Origin of the sequence: Trinickia mobilis (assembly GCF_017315705.1) — a bacterium.
GTDB lineage: Bacteria > Pseudomonadota > Gammaproteobacteria > Burkholderiales > Burkholderiaceae > Trinickia_A > Trinickia_A mobilis.
Genome location: NZ_JAFLRF010000010.1, coordinates 74,956 through 96,769, shown reverse-complemented (window position 1 = coordinate 96,769; position 21,814 = coordinate 74,956). Strand labels below are relative to the sequence as shown.

At 66.1% G+C, this 21,814-nt stretch carries 19 protein-coding genes and 2 tRNA genes; 17 read left to right on the top strand and 4 right to left on the bottom strand.

What is annotated here, in order from left to right; all coding sequences use genetic code 11:
* The 8 genes from J3489_RS15980 (at window position 1) to J3489_RS15945 (ending at window position 4,770) form a co-directional block, all read left to right on the top strand.
* Window positions 1-75: transfer RNA gene (locus J3489_RS15980), tRNA-Asn, on the top strand.
* An 85-nt stretch (window positions 76-160) separates the two neighbouring features.
* Window positions 161-236, top strand: a tRNA-Asn gene (locus tag J3489_RS15975).
* A 292-nt stretch (window positions 237-528) separates the two neighbouring features.
* The gene (locus J3489_RS15970; RefSeq protein ID WP_206999591.1) at window positions 529-1,011 is read left to right on the top strand and encodes a CreA family protein; all 483 of its coding nucleotides are present in this window, start codon (window positions 529-531) and stop codon (window positions 1,009-1,011) included.
* A gap of 127 nt (window positions 1,012-1,138) precedes the next feature.
* Window positions 1,139-1,732, top strand: a complete 594-nt coding sequence (locus tag J3489_RS15965) for a DUF4865 family protein (RefSeq protein ID WP_206999589.1) — start codon at window positions 1,139-1,141, stop codon at window positions 1,730-1,732.
* A gap of 41 nt (window positions 1,733-1,773) precedes the next feature.
* Window positions 1,774-2,601, top strand: a complete 828-nt coding sequence (locus J3489_RS15960) for a helix-turn-helix transcriptional regulator (protein WP_206999586.1) — start codon at window positions 1,774-1,776, stop codon at window positions 2,599-2,601.
* 159 nt (window positions 2,602-2,760) lie between these two features.
* Window positions 2,761-3,432 (top strand): AzlC family ABC transporter permease, encoded by a 672-nt coding sequence (locus J3489_RS15955; protein WP_242540069.1) that lies wholly within the window; start codon window positions 2,761-2,763, stop codon window positions 3,430-3,432.
* The gene (locus tag J3489_RS15950; protein ID WP_206999582.1) at window positions 3,429-3,752 is read left to right on the top strand and encodes an AzlD domain-containing protein; all 324 of its coding nucleotides are present in this window, start codon (window positions 3,429-3,431) and stop codon (window positions 3,750-3,752) included. The genes J3489_RS15955 and J3489_RS15950 overlap by 4 nt, the downstream gene beginning before the upstream one ends.
* Before the next feature lie 250 nt (window positions 3,753-4,002).
* Entirely contained in the window at window positions 4,003-4,770 is a 768-nt protein-coding gene (locus J3489_RS15945; protein WP_206999580.1) for a DUF4088 domain-containing protein, read from the top strand.
* 72 nt (window positions 4,771-4,842) lie between these two features.
* Here J3489_RS15945 and J3489_RS15940 read toward each other — a convergent pair whose 3' ends face one another.
* On the bottom strand, window positions 4,843-6,954 hold the full coding sequence (locus J3489_RS15940) for an ATP-dependent helicase (RefSeq protein ID WP_206999578.1): 2,112 nt from the start codon (window positions 6,952-6,954) through the stop codon (window positions 4,843-4,845).
* A gap of 255 nt (window positions 6,955-7,209) precedes the next feature.
* Window positions 7,210-8,634, bottom strand: a complete 1,425-nt coding sequence (locus J3489_RS15935; protein ID WP_206999576.1) for an aminotransferase-like domain-containing protein — start codon at window positions 8,632-8,634, stop codon at window positions 7,210-7,212.
* Window positions 8,635-9,038: 404 nt separating this feature from the next.
* On the opposite strand from J3489_RS15935, the gene J3489_RS15930 reads away from it, so the two are divergent.
* Window positions 9,039-10,190 (top strand): branched-chain amino acid ABC transporter substrate-binding protein, encoded by a 1,152-nt coding sequence (locus J3489_RS15930; RefSeq protein WP_206999574.1) that lies wholly within the window; start codon window positions 9,039-9,041, stop codon window positions 10,188-10,190.
* 86 nt (window positions 10,191-10,276) lie between these two features.
* Here the strand turns inward: J3489_RS15930 and J3489_RS15925 are convergent, their stop codons facing one another.
* Both J3489_RS15925 and J3489_RS15920 read right to left on the bottom strand, forming a co-directional pair.
* On the bottom strand, window positions 10,277-10,585 hold the full coding sequence (locus J3489_RS15925) for a hypothetical protein (protein ID WP_242540059.1): 309 nt from the start codon (window positions 10,583-10,585) through the stop codon (window positions 10,277-10,279).
* 96 nt (window positions 10,586-10,681) lie between these two features.
* A complete protein-coding gene (locus J3489_RS15920) occupies window positions 10,682-11,317 on the bottom strand; it encodes a GNAT family N-acetyltransferase (RefSeq protein ID WP_206999572.1) in 636 nt (211 codons plus the stop codon).
* Between the two features lie 368 nt (window positions 11,318-11,685).
* Between J3489_RS15920 and J3489_RS38835 the strand changes: the two genes are divergently transcribed.
* From J3489_RS38835 to J3489_RS15880, 8 genes are all read left to right on the top strand, one after another.
* Window positions 11,686-11,796 carry a potassium-transporting ATPase subunit F gene (locus J3489_RS38835; RefSeq protein ID WP_206999570.1) on the top strand — a complete coding sequence of 37 codons (111 nt, stop codon included), beginning with the start codon at window positions 11,686-11,688 and terminating at the stop codon, window positions 11,794-11,796.
* Between the two features lie 70 nt (window positions 11,797-11,866).
* A complete protein-coding gene (kdpA, locus tag J3489_RS15910; RefSeq protein WP_206999568.1) occupies window positions 11,867-13,669 on the top strand; it encodes a potassium-transporting ATPase subunit KdpA in 1,803 nt (600 codons plus the stop codon).
* A 57-nt stretch (window positions 13,670-13,726) separates the two neighbouring features.
* Window positions 13,727-15,898: a potassium-transporting ATPase subunit KdpB gene (gene kdpB, locus J3489_RS15905; RefSeq protein ID WP_206999566.1), complete on the top strand. Its 2,172-nt coding sequence runs from the start codon at window positions 13,727-13,729 to the stop codon at window positions 15,896-15,898.
* Between the two features lie 35 nt (window positions 15,899-15,933).
* Window positions 15,934-16,950 (top strand): potassium-transporting ATPase subunit C, encoded by a 1,017-nt coding sequence (locus tag J3489_RS15900; RefSeq protein WP_206999564.1) that lies wholly within the window; start codon window positions 15,934-15,936, stop codon window positions 16,948-16,950.
* A gap of 139 nt (window positions 16,951-17,089) precedes the next feature.
* Complete coding sequence (locus tag J3489_RS15895; protein WP_206999561.1) at window positions 17,090-17,599, top strand: DUF1269 domain-containing protein; 510 nt, start codon at window positions 17,090-17,092, stop codon at window positions 17,597-17,599.
* 212 nt (window positions 17,600-17,811) lie between these two features.
* Window positions 17,812-19,494, top strand: coding sequence for a SulP family inorganic anion transporter (locus J3489_RS15890; protein ID WP_206999559.1), 1,683 nt, complete (start codon window positions 17,812-17,814; stop codon window positions 19,492-19,494).
* Window positions 19,495-19,586: 92 nt separating this feature from the next.
* Window positions 19,587-19,808, top strand: coding sequence for an RNA-binding S4 domain-containing protein (locus tag J3489_RS15885; RefSeq protein WP_206999557.1), 222 nt, complete (start codon window positions 19,587-19,589; stop codon window positions 19,806-19,808).
* 183 nt (window positions 19,809-19,991) lie between these two features.
* Window positions 19,992-21,383: an MATE family efflux transporter gene (locus J3489_RS15880; RefSeq protein ID WP_206999555.1), complete on the top strand. Its 1,392-nt coding sequence runs from the start codon at window positions 19,992-19,994 to the stop codon at window positions 21,381-21,383.
* Window positions 21,384-21,814: the final 431 nt, after the last annotated feature.

The following is a 21,814-nucleotide window of genomic DNA, read 5'->3' as shown; positions in this document are numbered from 1 at the left end:
CCCCGATAGCTCAGTCGGTAGAGCGCCGGACTGTTAATCCGTAGGTCCCTGGTTCGAGCCCAGGTCGGGGAGCCAAAAAAACGCAGCGCCGAATACATGGCGTGTGAAGGCCCGTTATTAATGACGGGCTTTTTTACGTAAGGTTGAGAGTAGTAGCTGTTCCCCGATAGCTCAGTCGGTAGAGCGCCGGACTGTTAATCCGTAGGTCCCTGGTTCGAGCCCAGGTCGGGGAGCCAAGAGCATCAAATGGCCTGTCAGCACTGACGGGCCTTTTTGCTTTTGTCGACCCGAGTTAGCGCTTTAGCGGTTACTCGGGTCCCATGCAAGGCGGCAGTTTTACTTTTGCAGCGCGCGTAGCGACCATCCGCGCAACAGTCTTCCGCCACGATTTCGGCATGCGCGCTGTGATACTGTGGCGCGTATTTCGGATCGCGCTTCACCGCGCCCCTGTGCCGCATTCGATCCCGCCGTGCCGCGGCGTGGCTGAAGCGCCGGTCATTCACCCCCCCTCTTCCCGCAGCCCCCGACATGAAACACCACTTTGCCTTGTCGTCCGTCAGCGCCGCGCTCGCCTTCACGCTCGCCGTGCCGTTCGCGCACAGCGAGGAAGTCGCGAGCATCAACACGAATTTTCGCATCACCGGGTCCGACCGCGTCGTCGTCGAGGCGTACGACGATCCGCTCGTCACCGGCGTCACCTGCTATGTGTCGCGGGCGCGCACGGGCGGGGTCAAGGGCACGCTCGGCATCGCAGAAGACCCGAACGAAGCGTCGATCGCGTGCCGCCAGGTCGGCCCGGTCAAGATCGTTCAGCCGCTCAAGCAGCAGACCGATGTGTTCACCGCGAGCATGTCGCTGATCTTCAAGACGCTGCACGTGGTGCGGATCGTCGACGCGAAGCGCAATACGCTCGTCTACCTGACTTACAGCGACCGCGTCGTGTCCGGCAGCGCGAAAAACAGCGTCACCGCCGTGCCGATGCCGGCCGGCGTCACGATTCCCGTCAGATAAGGTGCAGCCGCGGCCGTGCCGCAGCACGCGCGTGGCTCGTCGACCACCGGCACCGCACCGAGGCGCCCCCAAGCAACGACGCCCCCCCTGATCTACACTGATCGACCAGGCAAATGGAGGGCGCCCCATGCTCACGCTGCAATATCCGATCACGCTGCCGGCGGACTACGACATGTCGATCATCCGGCGCCGCGTCGCCGAGCGGCACGCGCCGTTCGACACGCTCTTCGGACTCGGTTTCAAGGCCTTTCTGATCCGCGAGCGCGACTCGGGCGCACCCGTCAACGAGTACGCGCCGTTCTACGTGTGGACGCAGCCGTTTGCCGTGCGCGACTTTCTGCTGGGGCCGAAGTTCGACGCGATCGTCCAGTCGTTCGGGCGGCCCGCCGCGTTCGAGGGCATCGTCACCGCGCTGCACTTGAACGGCAACGAAGAGGCATTTCGTGCGGCACGAAGCATGACGGTGGAACGTTTCGCGCTGCGGCCCGGCATCGATCTTGCGAGATGGGCGGCCGACGAAACCGAGCTGCATCTGGCGCGGATCGACGAAGCCGGACTGCTCGCGCGGGTCGTCTCGCTCGAAGCCGGCAGTTGGACCGCGGTGCGCACCGAGCTGTGGGCCGGCGCCGATATTGCGCACTTGGCGACTGCGGCGCGCTACGAAGTGCTTCACGTTTCGACGCCGGATTGGCAGACGCTGCAACCCGTGAACGACGAATAACGCGCCCATGGGCATCCGGCAAGCCACGCGTTAGCAACGCCATGAACGACCGCCCCTTCCGCAACTGCGTCCGCTACTGGCGCACCCCGCTCCTGCCGGGAGCGGACATGGTGACGGCCGAATACCTCGATCACGAGTTCGCGCCGCACTGGCACGACGCGTACACGATTCCCGTGATCGAAGCGGGCGCCGAAATGTACGACTATCAGGGGTCGCAGCACGTCGCCGAGACCGGCACCGTGCCGGTCATCAATCCCGGCGAGGTGCACACGGGCTCGCGCGCAACCGAGGCCGGGTGGCAGTACCGCGTCTGCTACGTGCCGGTCGATTTCGTCCAGCGGCTCGCCGAGGACATCGCCGGGCGGGCGCAGCCGCTGCCGTGGTTCCCGGCGGAGGCCATCCGCGACGCCGATCTCGCGCGCCGGGTGTCGATCGCCCACCGGCTGCTCGAAGCGGGCGGCGATCCCCTCGCCGCCGAAGCCGCGATGGTCGACGCGTTGTCGACGCTGCTCGTCCGGCACGCGCGCAACGAACCCGAGCCGGCCCGGCTCATGGCCGACAATCCGCGTGTCGAAACGATGAAGGCGCGCCTCGTCGCCGATCTCTCCGAGCCCGTGACGCTGACCGATCTCGCGCAGGCGGTCGACTTGTCCGCCTTCCACGCGGCGCGGCTCTTCACGCGCGAGACCGGCCTGCCGCCGCATGCGTGGCGCAACCAGGTCCGTCTGCAGCGCGCGCTCGGTCCGCTGCGCGCGGGCGTCTCGGTGGCGGAGGTCGCGGCGGCGACGGGCTTTACCGACCAGAGCCATTTCACGCGCCATTTCCGCCGCATGTTCGGCGTGCCGCCTGGGCGCTGGCAGTCGCGGTAACAGTGGCGGCATAACGAAAGCGGCAACCGCCGCCCGATGCGCAAGAATGTACAAGACCCGCCTAGGCCGTCCAGCTACCCTCGGAGGCCTAAGGAGGAAATCTTGAACGCACCCCGCCCCTTGAACGAATTCGCCGACGGCGCCCGCGACATCATTCCGATGATGGTCGGCGCGGCGCCGTTCGGCGTCATTTTCGGCACCCTCGTCACGTCCGGCCCGCTCCACGTGTGGCATGGCCAGTTCATGTCGCTGGCGGTATTTGCCGGCTCGGCCCAATTCATCGCGCTCGGGCTGATCGCGAGCCACGCGAGCTTCGCGGTCGTCCTGGCGACGACGTTCATCGTCAACCTGCGGCACGTCCTGTACAGCGCGACGCTCGCGCCCTACATCGCGCATCTGCCCGCGCGCTGGCGCTGGACGCTCGGCGCGCTGCTCGCCGACGAAGTCTTCGCCGTCGCCTACGCGCACTACCGGCACAAGCCGCCCGGCGCGATCGGCCCGCACTACTTTCTCGGCGCGGGCATCGCAATGTACGTGAACTGGCAGCTCTGGACGCTAGCCGGCCTCCTGTTCGGCGCGGCCTTCCCGCGCCTGCAATCGCTCGGGCTCGATTTTGCGATGGTCGCGACCTTCATCGCGATCGTCATCCCGCAGCTCGTCGCGGCGCGCTTCGTCGCGGCGGCTGTGACCGCGGGTGTCCTCGCCTGCGTGTTCCAGGCGTGGCCGTACAAGCTCGGGCTGCTCGCGGCGGTGGCCGCGGGCGTCGCGGTCGGCGTTGCGCTGTCGCGCCCGGGCCTCGTGCGCTCGCGCGCCTCGGGAGTCACGCAATGACCTACGTCCTCTTGATCCTCGGCATGGCCCTGATCACCTACGTGATCCGTTCGGCGGTGTTCGTGCTAGGCGATCGGGTCGCCTTTCCGCCGCTCGTGCGCACCGCGCTCAGCTTCGTTCCGGTCACCGTGCTGACCGCGATCATCGTGCCGATGGCGGTCTCGCCGCACGGCGGCAGCCCTGAGCTCACCTGGCGCAATCCGCAGCTCGTCGGCGCGCTGGCGTCGTGCGCGGTCTGCATCGCGACGCGCCGGCCGCTCGTGACGATCGCCGTCGGCTTGGCGGTGTTCTTCCTTTGGCAAGGTCTCGTGCTGCACTGAATCAAAATCCGGATTGGTCTCAAGTTCCGCCCGACTGCGCCGATAAACAGTCGAGGTGCGCTGCTCGGGGAACGCGGGCTTGGCCGCGGCTCGCCGAAAAACGCAGTCCGCCAAGCAGTATGAGCGCCGCATGCACAGCGCCGTCCGGCTCCGGGGAAGCAGCAAGCCGGCGGCGCAACACCGCTTTCCGGCGCCGCAGATGGGGCGAAGCGGCGGGACTGACGCGCACGACGAGCCATCGGGACAACACATGGGTCAAATCACCCTAACACTGAAGGACGACACCGTCGCGTCGCTGCGCAAGGACTTCGAGGCGTTCGTGCGCGTATCGCTGAAGCTCGATCCGCAATTCGAGACGCCGTCGTTCGAGGACTTCCTGCGCGCAAAGCTGCTCGACAACATGGTGCCGCTGACCGAGCACGCGGTGCAGCGAATGCTGCAAGGCGGCCAATACGCGTGGGCGAAGCGCACGCTCGACAAGGAGTTTCCGGACGTCGTCGCGATCCTGATGCGGCAGGCCGCCGAATTCGGCTTCGGCTTCGCGGTGCGCTCCGAGTGGACGCCCGACGAGCTCGCCAAGGCGTGCCGCGAGTGGGCGACGGCGATCGTCAACGAGTCCGGCGGCGAACCGGCGCTGATCGACCCGCTCTCGGCCCAAATCAAGTCGGCCGCGCAGGACATCCAGTCGCTCGAAGAATCGATGCAAACGCCGGCGTGGCGGCTGGCGGAATCGCTGCGGCAGCGGGTTTACGAAGCGAAGATCGCGTGCGAGATGAGCACCGGCAGCACCGCGCGCGAGAAGCTCGGCGAATTGCGCGGGCTGCTCAAGCTCGGACTCGCGCACGGCTCGTTCCAGAAGCAGGAAGCGCAGCAGATGATGGAGTTCCTGCGGCTGCTCAAGCCGGAGATTTTCGTCGAGGAGCCGGACGACATCTTCGCGCGCATGGCCGTCTGGCTGCGCAATTTCTTCATGGCGCCGCGCCAGCCGCAGCAGGCGGAGCAGCGCCGCACGCGGTAACGGCGAGCGCGCTTAGCTCCCAAGCGGCGCTTGCTTTTTCGGGCAGCGCTTTCAGCAAGCCCTCCGCGCCGCTCAGTCCCACATCCCTTTCAGCTTCGCCGCGATATCGACGCGCGCCTTCGCGGCAGCGGCAAGCCCTGCCGCACTCGGCGCGGCCGGTGCCACGACCGGCGGCCACGCCTGGACCTCGAAATGCGCCAGCAGGTGAGCCGGAATGAAGCGCGTGCGCGACGCCCACACGTGACGGTCGCCGAGATGCGTCTGGTTGTGCACGTAAAAACGCTGCGGCACGACGATCTGCAGGTCCTCTTTCGCACGCGTCATCGCCACGTATAAGAGGCGCCGCTCCTCGTCGATCTCTTCGTCGCTGCCGGTCGCGAGATCGGACGGAATGCAGCCGTCGACGCCGTTCAGAACGAACACGTTGCGCCACTCCTGCCCTTTCGCCGAATGGATCGTCGAGAGGATCAGATAGTCCTCGTCGATGAGCGGCACGCCCGATTCGCCGCTCGTCGCGTCGGGCGGATCGAGCGTCAGCTCGGTCAGGAAGCGCTCGCGCGACGCGTAGGTGCTCGCGATGCTCTCCATCTGCAGCACGTCCGCGAGACGTGTCGACGCATCCTCGTGATTGCGCTCGAGATGCGGCTCGTACCAGCGGCGGACTTGCTCGAACTCGGCGGGCCACGGCGTCTGCCGGCCGTGCAGGCTCGTCATCAGCGCGGCGAACGGCGGCCAGTGTACGGCCGCGCGCGAGGGCGGCGCGAAGGCGTGCACCGCGCCCGCCCCACCCGTCCCATCCGCTTGCCCCACGCAGTCGAGCAAGCGCGCGGCCGCCGCCGGCCCGATGCCCGGCATCAACTGCGCGACGCGAAAGCCCGCGACGCGGTCGCGCGGATTCTGCGCCCAGCGCAGCACGGCGAGCACGTCCTTCACGTGCACCGAATCGAGAAACTTGAGGCCGCCGAACTTCACGAACGGCACGTTGCGCCGGGTCAGCTCGATTTCGAGCGCGGCGCTGTGGTGGGCCGCGCGAAACAGCACCGCCTGCGCCTTCAGCTGCATGCCGCCCTCGCGCGCTTCGAGCACGCGCTCGGCCACGTAGCGCGCCTGCTCGGCCTCGCCCGCCACTGTGACGAGCCGTGGACGCTGCGCGCAGGCCTTGTCGGTCCACAAATTCTTCGTGAAGCGCTCGGCTGCCAGGCCGATCACCGCGTTCGACGCCGCCAGAATCGGCTGCGTTGACCGGTAGTTGCGTTCTAGCGTGACCTGGCGGGCGGGCGGATCGAAGTGCGCCGGGAACTCGAGGATGTTGCGCACGGTCGCGCCGCGAAACGAGTAGATCGATTGCGCGTCGTCGCCGACGACCGTCAGCCCGCGCCCGTCGGGCTTCATCGCGAGCAGGATGGACGCCTGCAGGCGGTTCGTGTCCTGGTACTCGTCGACCAGCACGTGGTCGAAGCGGCTCGACAGATCGGCCGCCACGGCGGGCTCGGCGGCCATGTGCGACCAGTAGAGCAGCAGGTCGTCGTAGTCGAGCACGCTTTGCGACTGCTTCGCCGCGACGTACGCAGCGAAGAGCGCGCGCAGGTCGGCCTCCCACTCGCGGCACCACGGAAACACGGCGTCGAGCACCTGGGTCAGCGATGCGCCCGTGTTCACGACGCGCGAATAGATCGCGAAACACGCCGCCTTGGCCGGAAAACGGCGCGTTTTCGCCGAAAAACCCAACTCGTGGCGCACGAGGTTCATCAGATCGGCGGAATCTTCGCGGTCGTTGATCGTGAAGGCCGGCGACAGCCCGACCACGTCCGCGTACTCGCGCAACAGGCGCGCTCCGACGCTGTGGAACGTGCCCGACCACATGAGCCCGTCGGCCGCGGCCGCCCGTGCGCCGAGCGCTGCGCGGGCGATGCGCGTCGCGCGCCGCGTCATGTCCTGGGCGGCGCGGCGCGAGAACGTCAGGAGCAGGATGCGGTGCGGGTCCGCGCCCTTGACCATCAGGTGGGCGACGCGGTGCGCGAGCGTGTTGGTCTTGCCGGAGCCCGCGCCCGCGATCACCAGCAGCGGGCCGCCCGGGCGGGATGGATCGTCGGCGCCGTATTCGACGGCCGCGCGTTGCGCCTCGTTGAGCTTGGCCAGGTAGGCGGCGGCGTCGAGCGACTGGGAAGCGGCGGCTTGGGACACGGCGCGGGCGTTATCGGTGGTGGATCGATGGAGAACTTGGGCCGGCGAGGCGGCTCGCTGCGAGCCGCCCGCTGCTCGGCTCGGGCGACGCACACTGTATATCCATACAACCCGCGCAGGCAAGCGCCCTATTTTTCGACGCGAATGGCGCGCCGCGTGGTGCCGGACGCCGGGCGCCGGTCACCTTGCGCCGTCCACCGCCCACCGCCCGCTGCCCGGCAGGCGGCGCGCGCTTGCGCCAGACCGCGCGGGCCGTCAGATCGTCCCGAACAGCGCCCGCGGCCGGTCGCGCAGCGTGTGCGCGAGGATCTGCAACGCCCGCGTCAACTGCTCGCGCGATGCCGCGCACGCGAGGTTGATCCGCACGCCGTGCTCGATCGTCGAGCGGTCGACCGCAAACGCCGACGCCGGCATCGTATTGACGCCGCGCGCGAGCGCATTCGCCGCGTAGTCGTCGGAACGCCATGGCGGCGGCACGCGCAGCCAGACGAACATGCACGCGGGATCGCTGTGCAGGTGCTCGACCGGCAGCAATTCGCGCGCGATTTCCTGGCGGGCCTGCAGTTCCGTGCGCTGGGCTTCGAGGATCGTGTGCGCGGTGCCGTCCTCGATCCAGCGCGTAGCGATCAGCGTCGAGAGCGGCGCGGGCATCCACGCCGTCGTGCGCACGGCCTCGGCGGCCAGCGCGGCGCCGTGCGGCGGCGTATGCAGGTAGCCGATGCGCAGCCCGGGCGCGAGAATCTTCGATGTCGACGCGACATGGAACGTCAGCTCGGGGCACAGGCTCGCGATCGTCGGCAGGCGCGTGCGCAATAGCGGACCGTACACGTCGTCCTCGATGATCGCGACGTGATGGCGCCGCGCGATATCGACGAGCGCCACGCGGCGCGCGAGGCTCATCGTCACCACGGTCGGATTTTGCAGATTCGGCACGACGAAGATTGCCTTCACGCGCATGCGCTTGCACGCGTCGTCGAGACGGTCCGGCAGCAGCCCTTCGTCGTCGCTCGGAATGCCGACAATCTCGAACTGGAACACGGGCGCGAGCGCTTTCAGGCCGTAGTAGGTCAACTGATCCGAGAGGATCACGCCCTCGTGGCCCATCAGGCTGCTCAGCACCGCATAGAGGCCGTGCTGCGCGCCGCTCGTGACGACCACGTTGTCGGCCGCCGGCGCGAAACCCGGCGCGGCGATCCATTGCGCGCCGGCCGCGCGCGCCCATTCGGGCCCCTGCGGCGGCTGGTATTCCTGCGTTTCCGGATAGCGCGGATCGCGCGCGATGATTGCCATCGTGCGCGCCAGTTGCGCGAGGAATTCGCCGGTCGCGGGACGATTGACGGTCAGGTCGATCACCGCGTTCGCATCGGCGGCGGCGCTCGGGCTGCTCTCGGCGCGCGCGTGGACCGACGGCATCGCGCCCCCGGTGACGATCGAGCCGCGCCGCTTGCTCGCGACGATCAGCCCGCGCGCCTGCAGCTCCTTGTACGCACGCGACACCGTCGACACATTGAGGCCGAGCTCCAGCGCCAGATCGCGCTGCGGCGGCAGGCGGCTGCCCGGCGGGTAGAGCCCGTTGCGCACTTTCTCTTCGAGATTGCGCGACACCTCGAGGTAGGTGGCCTGGCGTCCCTTTGTCTGGAGATTTTCCTCACCGTTTGTGTGGTTAATTTCGGCCTTCATCCAGGTAGCAACTCCATACAAAAACTCGTTCAACCGCACAAAACCTGCCACGTGATGCACAGCACCCGTGCCCGGATCAGATACTAAACCCTTTATGGGGTCGCACAGCAAGGACTTATTGAAAATCTCCGCCGGCACGGCGCCGGCGCGTCGGGGAAAATACCTAAGCCCACACAAAGACAAATCAATTGCACACAAAAAATCTTTGTGTGAGTATGAGCCCATCGTTTGTACGGCGCCAGCTCAGCGGCGCGATCCCGAACTGTAGTCCAGGAGGAGACGCTTGTGACAGATCAGCAGACCACCCCCTCGTCGCCGGCCCCGCTTGTCCCATCGATCTCGAGCCTTATCGCCCGCGTCGTTTTTAACCACTGCAACTGTCTGCTCAAAAGAGGACGGACATCATGAAACGCCGAAACTTGGTAGTCGCACTAGCACTTGGGGTCCTATGCGCACAGGCGCCGTCATACGGCGCGGAGCCCACGATCGTGAAGATCGGTTTTGCAGCCCCGCTGACGGGGCCGGTCGCGCGCGTCGGCAAAGATCTGGAAAACGGCGCGCAGCTCGCGATCGACGAGGCAAACGCCAAGAACCCGACGATCGGCGGCAAGCCGGTCAAGTTCGTGCTCGACGTGCAGGACGATCAGGCCGACCCGCGCACGGCGATCCAGGTCGCGCAGAAGATGGTCGACGACGGCGTGGTCGGCGTGATCGGCCATTACAACTCGGGGTGCAGCATCCCGGCGTCGGCCGTCTATCACACGGCGGGCGTCGCGATGATCACGCCGGGATCGACCAATCCGGCGCTGACGCACCAGGGTTTTGCGAACGTGTTCCGCACGATGGGTCATGACGGCATCGGCGGCGTGATCGCGGGCCAGTTCGCGGTGCAGCAACTGAAGGCGAAGCGCATCGGCATCATCGACGATCGCACCGCCTTCGGACAGGGTCTCGCCGACGCGTTCGAAAAAGGCGCGAAAGAAGCGAACGGCAACATCGTCGATCGCGAGTTCACCAACGACAAGGCCGTCGACTTCCGCGCGATCTTGACCACGCTGAAGGAAAAGAACGTCGACATGATCTTCTTCGGCGGACTCGACGAACAAGGCGCGATGCTCGTCAAGCAGATGCGCTCGCTCGGCATGCCGACGTTGCTGTTCGGCGCGGGCGCGTTAAAGAGCAATGCGTTCCTGCAGATCGCCGGTCACGCGGGCGAAGGCACGCAAGACCTGGAGCCGGGCCCGGCGCTCGACAAGCTGCCCGCGGCGCAAGAGTTCGCGAAGCGCTACAAGGCGCACTTCAACCAGGACGTCGAGCTGTACGCGCCGTTCGCCTATGATGCCGCGCTCGCGATGCTCAAGGCGATTCACGACGCCGACTCGCTCGACCGCGCGAAGATCGTCGCCGCGTTCCCGAAGGTCACGGTGACGGGCGTGACCGGCAACATCGCGTTCGACCCGAACGGCGATTTGATCAAGCCGCCGTACACCCTCTTCGAAGTCCAGCAGGGGCAATGGAAGAGCTTGAGGACGGTGGGCGGCAATAACGGCGCCTGAGTTTGCCGATGCCAAAGACGCGGCGCAGACAAGCACGTTTGCGCCGCCATGGCCGCCCCGGTCGGCCCGCCCGCGAAATGCCGGCGCTACGCCTTGAGCGTCGCCGGATTCAACTCGATGTGCAGGATCACGAGCCAGCGTTTCGGGCAATCCGTGGCGATTTGGATCGCCTCGCCGGCATTGCCTTCAGCCTTGACGTAGCCCTTCTCGCGCGCGAATCCATATGCGCGCCGCGCATCGGACTGCAGCCACAGCGTGAACAGCCCGCAGGTCATGCAGCTGAACACCCAGATCGTCTGATGCGAAAGCTGCGGATCGATCTGCTGCGCGGCCAGCGTGAATACTGAGGTCAGGACCTGGTTGGCCAGGAAGGCGATCGCTATCACCTTGGCCATGCCTCTCAACAACATCGTGAGTCTGGAACGCTCGATCATCGGTATGACATTCCCCGCGGATAGCGAGGGTTTCCCATTCTGTTCAAAGGCCGCGAATCACGCGGCAAGGGTCCAAGCGCGGCGCGTGACTTCGAGCGTCTTCGACCACGCGGCAAGCGTGCGAGCCGCAATCGCGGGCTTGCACAGGATCGCGCTGTCGTAACGCTTGCCGTCGAAGTGCTGGAAGTCGGCGATACGGAAGCCCTGCCCGCGGTAGAACGCAACCAAGTGCGCGGCCGGCTGCGGCGTATCGAGCGCCAGATCCGCGTAACCGCGCGTTGCGGCCCAGTGCTCGGCGAACGCGAGCAGCGATTTGCCGATGCCGCGGTTCTGGTACGTCGGATCGACGCCCAACTGACGCACGCTCGCCACGTCGTTGTGACGGTAAAGCTCGCAAGCCGATTCGCGATCGGGCGCATAGAGCGTCATGGTGCCGACCACGCGTCCATTGCACACCGCCACGTAGCAGTCGCCGCGCTTCGCGCGCTGCTCGGTCACGAGCACGCTTTGATCGACGCACGTGCAGTTCAGGCCCATCATGCCGAGCCGCGCGAACGAGCGGTGCAGCATGTCGGTCAAGTGCTCGAACGAATCGCGCTTGGGATCGAACCTGCGCACCACGACGCTGCCGATGCCGCGCTGAACATAGGCGACACGCGGAGGATTCGCTGCGGCTTTCCGTTGCTTGCTCATGACAGCCTCCCTGGCAATTCCGCTTGGGCCATTCCGGCCTCGGCTATCGCTCGGTTATCGCTCTGATATCGAACTGCCGGAAGTTTAGGGTTCGGCGTTTAGCGCTCGCAAGGAAAAATGTCGTAAAAAAATTCAGGATATCGGTCGGCAAACGCACTCGCTCCCTTCCGGATTTACAGCTTTTTTATTCGCCCCGGCCTATACCTGTATCGAACCTGATTTCAGGTTGCGCCGCCGCGCTCGATGAGCCGGCGAGGGCGTCGTATTGCCCAAAGAAAACAAGGGGACCGTCATGAACCTGCTGATCTGGCTGCCGGCCATGTTCGCGCTCGGCCTGGGCAGTCTCGTGCTTTGCCTGCTCTTCGTCGATGCTTGCGACAAGATTTGAGGAGACCGTCATGGCCTGGCTCGCTGCCGCGATATCCGCGCTGACCTTCGTCTATCTGTTCGTTGCGCTCGTTCGGCCCGAGTGGTTCTGAAGGCCGCGCGAGCATTACGTCGACGCCGCCTCGTCGATACAACCCTCTCTTAGCGCCGAAGGGGAACTCCATGTGGACCCTGCCGCTTCTCATTCTCGTGACGGCCATTGTCATCTCGATCCCGCTCAGCCGTTACATGGCCTGGATCATGGACGGCCATTACCGCGCCCCCCGCTTTCTCCGCTGGTTCGAGGCGAAGCTCGACAGCGGTCCGCTGAACTGGAAGCAATACACGATCGCGCTGCTCGTGTTCAACGCGGCGCTTTTCGTATTCGGCTTTGCCGTGCTGTCGCTGCAGCCGCTGATGCCGCTCAATCCGCTTAACCGCGGCATGCTCGCGCCGTCGACGATCTTCAACACGGTCATCTCGTTCATGACCAACACGAACCTGCAGCACTACTCGGGCGACCAGCATCTGTCGAATTTCAGCCAGATCTTTTTCATCCTGCCGAATATGTTCCTCTCGGCAGCGGTCGGGTTGTGCGCGCTCACCGCGATTATCCGGGCATTGCGCGGCGAAAGCCTGGTCGGCAATTTCTTCGTCGACATGTGGCGCGTCGTGCTTTATATGTTCGTGCCGGTTGCGTTGATCGTCGGCACGATCTTCATCCACGAAGGCATGCCGATGACCTTGCAAAGCGACGTGCGGGTCACCACGCTCGAACCCACGGCGATGGGCACGGCCGACAACGGGCAGGCGAAGCAGCAGACGCTGATCGTCGGCCCCGTGGCGGCGGTGATTCCGATCAAGATGCTCGGTACCAATGGCGGTGGTTTTTACGGCATGAACAGCGCGCATCCCTACGAGAATCCGTCAGCGTTGTCGAACTTCGTGACGACACTCGCGATGATGATCTTCCCGTTCTCACTCGTGCTGATGTACGGGCGCATGCTGGCGCGCATGCGGCACGCGATCGTGATCTACAGCGTGATGCTGTCGATGATGATCGGCTTGATCGCGTGGGCGGTGTACTGGGACGCCGTGAAACCCAACCCGGCGTTCACCGCGCATGCGGTATCGCGCAGCTACCCGCTGCCGGGCGCGCATCGGATGCTCACGATCCCGCCCGTCGCCGTGCTGCCCGTCGACCAGCATCTCGGCAATCTCGAAGGCAAGGAATTGCGCTTCGGCACGTCGGCAGGCGCGACTTTCGCCGCGATCACGACCGATGTGACGTGCGGCGCGGTCAACGCCGAGCATGACAGCCTGAACCCGCTCGCGGGCCTCTCGCCGCTCATCGGCATGTGGCTCAACTGCGTGTTCGGCGGCAAGGGCGTCGGCATGATCAACCTGCTGCTGTACCTGATCGTCGGCGTGTTCCTCGCCGGGCAGATGGTGGGCCGCACGCCCGAGTATCTCGGCCGCAAGGTCGGTGCGCGAGAGATGAAGCTCGCGATGATCGCGCTGCTCGTGCACCCGATCCTGATTCTCGGCCCGAGCGGGCTCTTTTCCGCGACTGACTGGGGCACCAAGGCCGAAGCGAATCCCGGCGCGCACGGCTTCACCGAGATCACGTACCAGTTCTCGTCATCCTCGGCGAACAACGGCTCCGCGTTCGACGGGCTCGCCACGACCTACGGCTTCAACAGCAACCCGAACCCGGCGCCGACCGCCGTGCAATGGGATACGGCGACCGGTCTCGTGATGCTGTTCTCGCGCTACCTGCCGATCGTCGCGCCGATCGCGATGGCCGCCTACCTCGGCCGCAAGAAGATGGCGCCCGCGACGCTCGGCACGATGCGCGACAACACCGCGACGTTCGGCTTCCTGCTGCTCGGGACGATTCTGATCGTCGGCGCGCTGCTGTTCCTGCCGGTCGCCGCACTCGGACCGCTAGCGGAGCACTTGGGGCCCATTCCGTTCGGCGGATAGCCAATGGTTGAGTAGCGAATGAATCGACCGTCTAACTAGAGATTCAGGGCATACACCATGGAAACAGTAAAACTCGCGCAAGGACAAACAGCCGTTGCGACACCTGCCGGCCCTCGCCCGCCGCAGAAATCGCCGACGCACAAGCTCTTCGCCTCGGATCTGGTTCGCGCGGCGCTGCGCCAGTCGATCGTCGCGCTGCGGCCTGATATCCAATGGAAGAACCCCGTGATGTTCGTCGTCGAGCTAGGCGCGGTGCTCACGCTCGTCTTCATCGTGCAGATCGCGATGGGTGTGGCCCATAGCGAAGCGCCGCTCACCTACTTCATCGCGCTCGACGTCTGGCTCTTCCTGACCGTCGTGTTCGCGAACTTCGCCACCGCGATCGCCGAAGAGCGCGGCAAGGCGCAGGCCGATGCATTGAAGCGCGCGCGGCGCGATACCATCGCGTGCCGCATGCTGTCCGACGGACGGCAAGAGAAGGTGTCGTCGATCGAGCTGCAGCGCGACGACGTCGTCATCGTGCGCGCCGGCGAGGTGATTCCTAGCGATGGGGAGATCATCGAAGGCACGGCCTCGGTCGACGAATCCGCGATTACCGGCGAGTCGGCACCCGTGATCCGCGACGCGGGCGGCGATCGCTCGGGCGTGACGGGCGGCACGACGGTGCTCTCCGACGAGATCATCGTGCGCGTATCGGCGCACGCCGGCGAGACCTTTCTCGACCGCATGATCGCGCTCGTCGAAGGCGCCGTGCGGCAGCGCACGCCGAACGAGATCGCGCTCACGCTCGTGCTGTCCGCGTTCACGCTGATCTTCCTGATCGTGGTGGTACCGCTGTGGCCGATGGCATTCAACGCCGAGCAGTACATGACGAGCTATCTCGGCTTGTCCGAACCGTTGCACAGCCTCGGCACCGACGTGCCGACGCTCGTCGCATTGCTCGTTTGCCTGATCCCGACGACGATCGGCGCGTTGCTCGCCGCGATCGGCATTGCGGGCATGGACCGCGCGCTGCGCGCGAATATCTTCGCGAAGAGCGGCAAGGCCGTGGAAGTCGCGGGCGACATCGACACCGTCGTGCTCGACAAGACCGGCACGATCACGATCGGCAATCGCCGCGCTACCGCCTTCATGCCCGTTGGCGCGTATGACGAGGGCGAACTGAAGCGGCTCGCCGCGATGGCGTCGTTCGGCGATCAGACACCCGAGGGCAAGAGCATCGTCGCGGTGGTGTCGCCGCTTGCGCCGTATCCGGCCGACCACGGCATGCACGCATTGCCGAACGACGCGAAGCTCGTGCCGTTCAGCGCGCAAAGCCGCATGAGCGGCGTCGACCTGCCCGACGGCCGCACGATTCGCAAGGGCGCGCCGGATGCGATCGTCGCGTACGTGAAGCGGCACGGCGGCGAAGTGCCGTTCGGCCTCGACCCGATCCTGCGGCAAGCCGGCAAGCAAGGCGCGACGCCGCTCCTCGTGGCGAACGGCAACGAGATTGCGGGCGTGGTGATTCTGGAGGACGTGCTCAAACCCGGCATCCGCGAACGGATCCAGCACTTGCGCAAGATGGGGCTGTATACGGTGATGATCACCGGCGACAACGCGTTGACGGCCGCGACGCTCGCGGAGCTGGCAGGGGTCGACCATTTCATCGCCGAGGCGACACCCGAGGCGAAGCTCGCCTATTTGCGCAAGGAACAGGCCGAAGGCAAGCTCGTCGCGATGATGGGCGACGGCACCAACGACGCGCCCGCGCTCGCGCAAGCCGACGTCGGCCTCGCGATGAACTCGGGCACGCAGGCCGCGAAGGAAGCGGGCAACATGGTCGACCTCGACAGCGATCCGACCAAGCTCATCGAAGTGATCGAGATCGGCAAGCAGCTCCTGATGACGCGCGGCGCGCTCACGACGTTCTCGATTGCGAACGACGTCGCCAAGTACTTCGCGATCGTGCCCGCGCTCTTTGCCGGCACGCTGCCGTGGCTCGGCGCGATGGACGTCATGCATCTGCATTCGCCGACGTCGGCGATTCTGTCGGCGGTGATCTTCAACGCGCTGATCATCCCGCTGCTGATCCCGATCGCGTTGAAAGGCGTCAAGTACCGCGCGCTCGGCGCCGATGCGCTCTTGCGGCGCAACCTCCTGGTCTGGGGGCTCGGGGGCGTGATCGTGCCGTTCGCGGGGATCAAGCTGATCGACGTCGTGATGGTCGCGACGCATCTGGTCGCGTGAGCATCGCGTGAAATCTGCGCACTGAGGGGACAACCATGCTGCGCTATATATCGAAGAGTGCATTGCTGCTGGGAATGGCGGTCGTGCTCCTGTGCGGCCTCTATCCGGCGATCTTGTGGACCATCGGGCAGACCGCGTTTCCGTTCCAGGCGAACGGCAGCATCGTGAACGGACCCGACGGCAAGCCGGTCGGCTCGCTCCTGATCGCGCAGCCGTTCACCAAGGACGAGTACTTCCAGCCGCGCCCTTCCGCCGTGTCGTATGACGGCTCGTCGTCGGGTTCGTCGGCGCTTGCCGCTTCGAACTATGCGCTGCGCGATCGTGTCGCGCGCACGCTCGGTCCGATCGCGCAGTATGCGAGCGGACCGAAGGCGGGACGGCCCGTCGCACCCGATGTCGAAACCTGGTTCCAGGGGGATCGCGCGAACGGCCAGCCGCATATCGTCGCGCAATGGGCCGACGCGCATAACTCGCTTGCCCAAGGCTGGGTCAACGCGGATCCGTCGCACGCGAAGTACGTCGACGACTGGGCGAAGGCGCACCCGCAAGCAGTCAAGCAATGGATCACGGCGAACCCCGGCACGCCGCAGCCGAAAGCAGCGGATCTCGCCGTGCCGTTCTTCGAATCGTTTTCGGCGGAGCGTCCCGGGCAATTCCCGTCGAGCGTCACGCACACCGGCAGCGACGGCAAGAGCGTCACGTCGATCGAACCGGTGAAAACCGGCGCCGATATTCAATCGATCTTTTTCGACATGTGGCGGCAGGACCATCCGGACGTCGCGCTGCAAAACGTGCCCGGCGACTTCGTGACGACCTCGGGCTCCGGCCTCGACCCGGATATCACGCTCGCGAACGCCGACTATCAACTGGACCGCGTGGCCGCCGCGTGGGCCAAGGACACGAAGCGCGATCCGGCGATGATCAAAAGCGAAATCAGCGCACTGCTGCAGCAGAAGGCGCATGCGCCGTTCGGGGGTCTCGTCGGCGAGCCGCTCGTGAACGTGCTCGAAGTCAACCTCGAATTGCGCAGGCGGTTTGGAGCGCCGTCGTAACGCAATTCGGCCGAGCGCGCAGCGAGCGACTATATTGGTTGATAGGGCTCTGCCGCCTATCGCCTGCGCAAATCCGATGCCGGCCCGGCCAGCAGGGCTACGGGTATTCCCGCAAGGAAAACCCGAAGGGAGGCCCACCATGCGGCGCATCTACTTTCTCTTGCCCGACGTCCCGAGCGCGAAGGGCATCATCGACGAGCTGCTGCTCAAGCGCATCGAGTGGCGGCGTATCCACGTGCTCGCCCGCCCCGGCATCCCGCTCGAAGACCTGCCGCAATGCACGCTCGCGCAGCGCAGCGACCTGCTTCCGGCGCTCGCGCGGGGCACCGCCGCGGGCGGCGTCACAGGCGCGCTGGCGGGTCTCGTCGCGCTGGCGTTTCCGCCAGCGGGGCTCACGATCGCGGGCGGCGTCGTGGTGCTGATGACGCTCGCGAGCGCAGGCTTCGGCGCATGGACTGCGACGATGATCGGCGTCGACGTGCCGAACACGCGTCTGAAACGCTTCGAGGCCGCAATCGAGAAAGGCGAGTTGCTGATGATGGTCGACGTCGCGAAGGATCGCGTCGAGGAAATCGAAGCGCTCGTCAAGAGCCATCATCCGGAAGCGGACATCGAAGGCACGGACCCGACGATACCGGCGTTTCCGTAACCGCTCGCGCAACCCGTCGCAGGCCCGCGAGCGATACGAGCCGGCATTCGCGGGCCGCTGAAACCGGCTTCGAACCGGCCGCGCATCGAGGCGGCCGCCCTCCTCGGTTTGCCAATTGCCTTGCTTTTCCGCTTCGAATCGCGGCACGATACGGTAACGTTCATACCGTTTTCACGCCATTCGTGCGTGCGAAAACTCATTGGAAAGCCGGCATGCGACTTAGCTTATTGAAGGGAATCCGACCTCTCGACCGGGCAGCGGCCCTTCGCGACGCGATGGCGGGCGCAACGCTCGCCTCGATGAACATCCCCCAGGTGCTCGGTTATGCGCGCATCGCCGGCATGCCTGCGGTGACCGGGCTCTACACCGTCCTCTTGCCATTGGTGGCGTTCGCGATCTTCGGCGCATCGCGTCACCTCGTGGTCGCGGCCGACTCGGCCACCGCCACCATCTTCGCGAGCCGGCTCTCGGCGATGGCGCCCGTGGCGAGCGCGAAATACGCGGCGCTCGCGGGCGTCGTCGCGATGCAAACGGCCGTCCTGCTCTTGATTGCGCGCATCTTCAAGCTCGGCTTTCTCGCCGACTTTCTCTCGCGCACGGTGCTGGTCGGCTTTCTCGCCGGCGTCGGCGTGCAAGTGGGGATCGCGATGCTCGGCGACATGCTCGGCATCGCCGTGACGTCGCGGCACAGCATCGAGCAGCTCGGCCAGGTCCTCGATCGCTTGCCGCACGTTCAGCTCCCCACGCTTGCGATTTCGGCGCTCGTGGTGGCTTGCATTCTCGGCTTCAAGCACTTCATGCCGCGGTTGCCTGTCGCGCTCTTCGCGGTCGTAGCATCGATCGCCGCAAGCTACGCGTACAACTTCGCGGGCCACGGGATCGCGGTGATCGGACCGGTCGCGGGCGGCCTGCCGTCGCTGCACTGGCCGCTCGTCGGCTGGCGGGAATCGCTGGAGCTGCTGCCGACGTCCGCGTCATGCTTCGCGATGATCATCGCGCAGAGCGCCGCGGCAAGCCGCGCGTTCGCGGAGCGCTATCGCGAGCCCGTCGACATCGACTCCGACATCCTTGGCCTCGCCACCGCCAATGCGGCCGCCGCGGTGACGGGCGCGTTCGTCGTCAACGGCAGCCCGACGCAGACCGCGATGGCCGAGCGCGCCGGTGCGCGCAGCCAGGTGGCGCAATTGGTGTTCGCGGCCGTGGTGGTCGTGGTGCTGCTGTTCCTGAGCGGCACGCTCCAGTACCTGCCGCACGCCGTGCTGGCCGGCATCGTGTTCACGATCGCAGTCGGCCTCATCAACGTGCCGAGCCTCCTTGCGATCCGGCACGAGAGCCCCGGCGAATTCACGCTCGCGCTCTTCACCGCGGCGTCGGTGGTCGTGATCGGCGTCGAGCAGGGCATCATGCTCGCGGTCGCGCTGTCGCTGCTGCGGCACGTGCGCCACAGCTATCGGCCGCACACGATGATGCTCGAGCCCGGGCCCGGCTCGCGCTGGCTGCCGGCACCGGCCACGCCCGGCGCCGAAACCGCGCCCGGACTGATCGTGTATCGCTTCGGCGCCGACCTCTTCTATGCGAACGACCATTTCTTCGTCGACGAAGTCCGCGAGCTTGTCGAGCGCGCGCCGAACCCCGTGCACTGGTTCGTGGTCGATGCCGGAGCGATTACCGATCTCGACTACTCGGCCGCGCGCACGGTCTCCGAGCTCTGCGAAACGTTGACCCAGCGGGGAGTCCAGGTCGTGTTTGCGCGCGTCAATCAATACCTGCTCTCGGACATGGTCCGGCACGGCATCGCCAGCGTGATCGGCGAGACGCACATCTTCCCGACGATGCACGAGGCGCTGGCCATCGTCGAAGCGGACGAACGCGTGCAGGCAAGGGATGAAGTCTAGGTCCGGCGCGCGCAAATAGCCGGTGTTGGCCCGCAAGTGGCTTATGATGCGGGCCCTTCTCCCTTTTCGATGCGTGAATCGCATTGCTCGTCATGGCCAATCTCAACTTCACGCTCACCGGCGACTTCGTCGAATTGCACAACCTGCTGAAGCTGACCGGCCTCGCGGACAGCGGCGGATCGGCGAAAGCCATCGTCGCATCGGGCGCGGTCACGGTCGACGGCCAGGTCGAGCTGCGCAAGAGGTGCAAGATTCGCGCGGGCCAGGTCGTCATGCACGGCGACACGCGCATCGCCGTGCACGAGGCGGCTTAGCCCGCCTGCGCACGGGGCACGTGAGGCACGTCAAGCGCCTTCAGCCGGCTATGAGCCCCCCGCTGCGGCGCCGGTAGACCGATCGTCTCATCGACAGCCGCACGCACTGGCAATATGCTGTTTGTTTTTGAAATAAGAAAGGTGCGCGCAAGGTGCGCACCGGCAGGTTTTTTGCAGGTCGCTATGTCTCAATCCCGCCTTTCGCACGCGGCCGTCGCGCCGCCCAGCTTCACCCGCCACGCCGCCGACACCGCCCGTCTCGCCGCGCCGCTCGCGATCGCCCAGCTCTCGCAGATGGCGATGGGCGTCACCGACACGATCCTGCTCGGCTCGCTCGGCCCCGACGCGATCGCCGCGGGCGGCCTCGGCGCCACGCTCTTCTTGGTCGTCGTGACGGTCCTGCAAGGCGTGCTGACCTCGGTCTCGGTCAGCGTCGCCCATGCGCGCGGCGCGAAAGCCGAGCATCGCGTGCCGCACATATATTGGACGGGCCTCGCGCTCTCGGCGATTCTCGCGGTGCCCGCGTTCGTGCTGCTGTCGTTCGCGCATCCGATCCTGCTCGCGTTCGGCGAGCCGCCCACGCTCGCGCGCGACGTCGGCGAATACGCGAACATCCTGCGCTGGGCCTCGCTCGGCAGCCTGATCGGGATCGGCATGATGCGCTCGTTTTTGCCCGCCATCGGCGCGGCGAAGCGCTTGCTGTGGGTGTCGATCGCGGGCGTCGCCGTGAACGCGGTGCTCAACTACGGCCTGATTCACGGCGCCTACGGCCTGCCGCGGCTCGGCTTTCTCGGCTCCGCGGCGGCGACGACCTGCACCATCTGGCTCACCGCGATCACGCTCGTGATCCTGCTGCACGGCCGCGAGCGCTACCGGCGCTTCGTCACCGCGGCGCGGCCGAACGTGCCGCTGATGGGCGAGCTGTTCGCTGTCGGCTGGCCCGTCGCGATCACCTACGGCGTCGAATCGACGCTCTTTCTCGCGACCGGCCTGATGGTCGGCGTGCTCGGACAGACGCAGCTCGCGGCGCACCAGATCGCGCTGAACGTCGCGTCGGTGTCGTTCATGGTGCCGCTCGCGATCGGCCAGGCCGCCAACGTGCGCATCGGCTACTGGGCCGGCGCCGGGCAGCCGCTCGCGGCGCGGCACGCGGGCTTCGTCGCGCTCGCGCTCGGCGCCGGGTTCATGTCGCTCTCGGGCCTCGTGCTGATTCTCGCGCCGCACGCAATCGTCGGGCTCTACCTGCGGCTCGACAATCCGTCCGAGGCGCCGACGGTCGCGCTCGCCGCGTCGCTGCTCGGCGTGGCGGCCGTGTTCCAGATCGTCGACGGCATGCAGACGGTCGCCGCGGGATGCCTGCGCGGCCTCAAGGACACGCGCATCCCGATGATCGCGGCGGCGTTCGGCTATTGGGGCGTCGGCTTCCCGACCGGCTATACGCTCGCGTTCCACTTCGGCCTCGGCGCGCGCGGCCTGTGGTGGGGACTCGCGGCCGGGCTCGCGAGCGTCGCCGTGTTGCTCACGCTGCGCTTTCATAAGAAGAGCCGGCATCTGACAGGCAACCCGCAGGCATAAGCAAAGCATCCTTCGTTCGTTGGCGCGCGGCACAACGCCGAGTACGATGGAATCGACTCCTCTGACAGGGTGTTTGGCCCGCGCTGCTGCGGGCTTTTTTTGTCGACCCGAGTTAGCGCTTTAGCGCTTACTCGGGTCCCATGCAAAGCTGTCGATCAGAGTTAGCGCTTTAGCGCTTACTCAGGTCCCATGCAAAGCGGTCGACCCGAGTTAGCGCCCCATGCAACGCTGCGCCGGGCACGCCGTATGCTGAAGGTTCGACAAGCGTTTTCTTCTAAAATATTTTCCTTGCTCTGCGGGCCGCCTGGCAGGCATTCCGTCTGAAGAAGAAACGCATCGACGGGAGAGCGACGCACCGTGATCGAACTTCGGCGACCGGGTAACCCTGCACGCCAGCGCGCGCAGGACGCGACGAGGCGCCTCTCATGCGC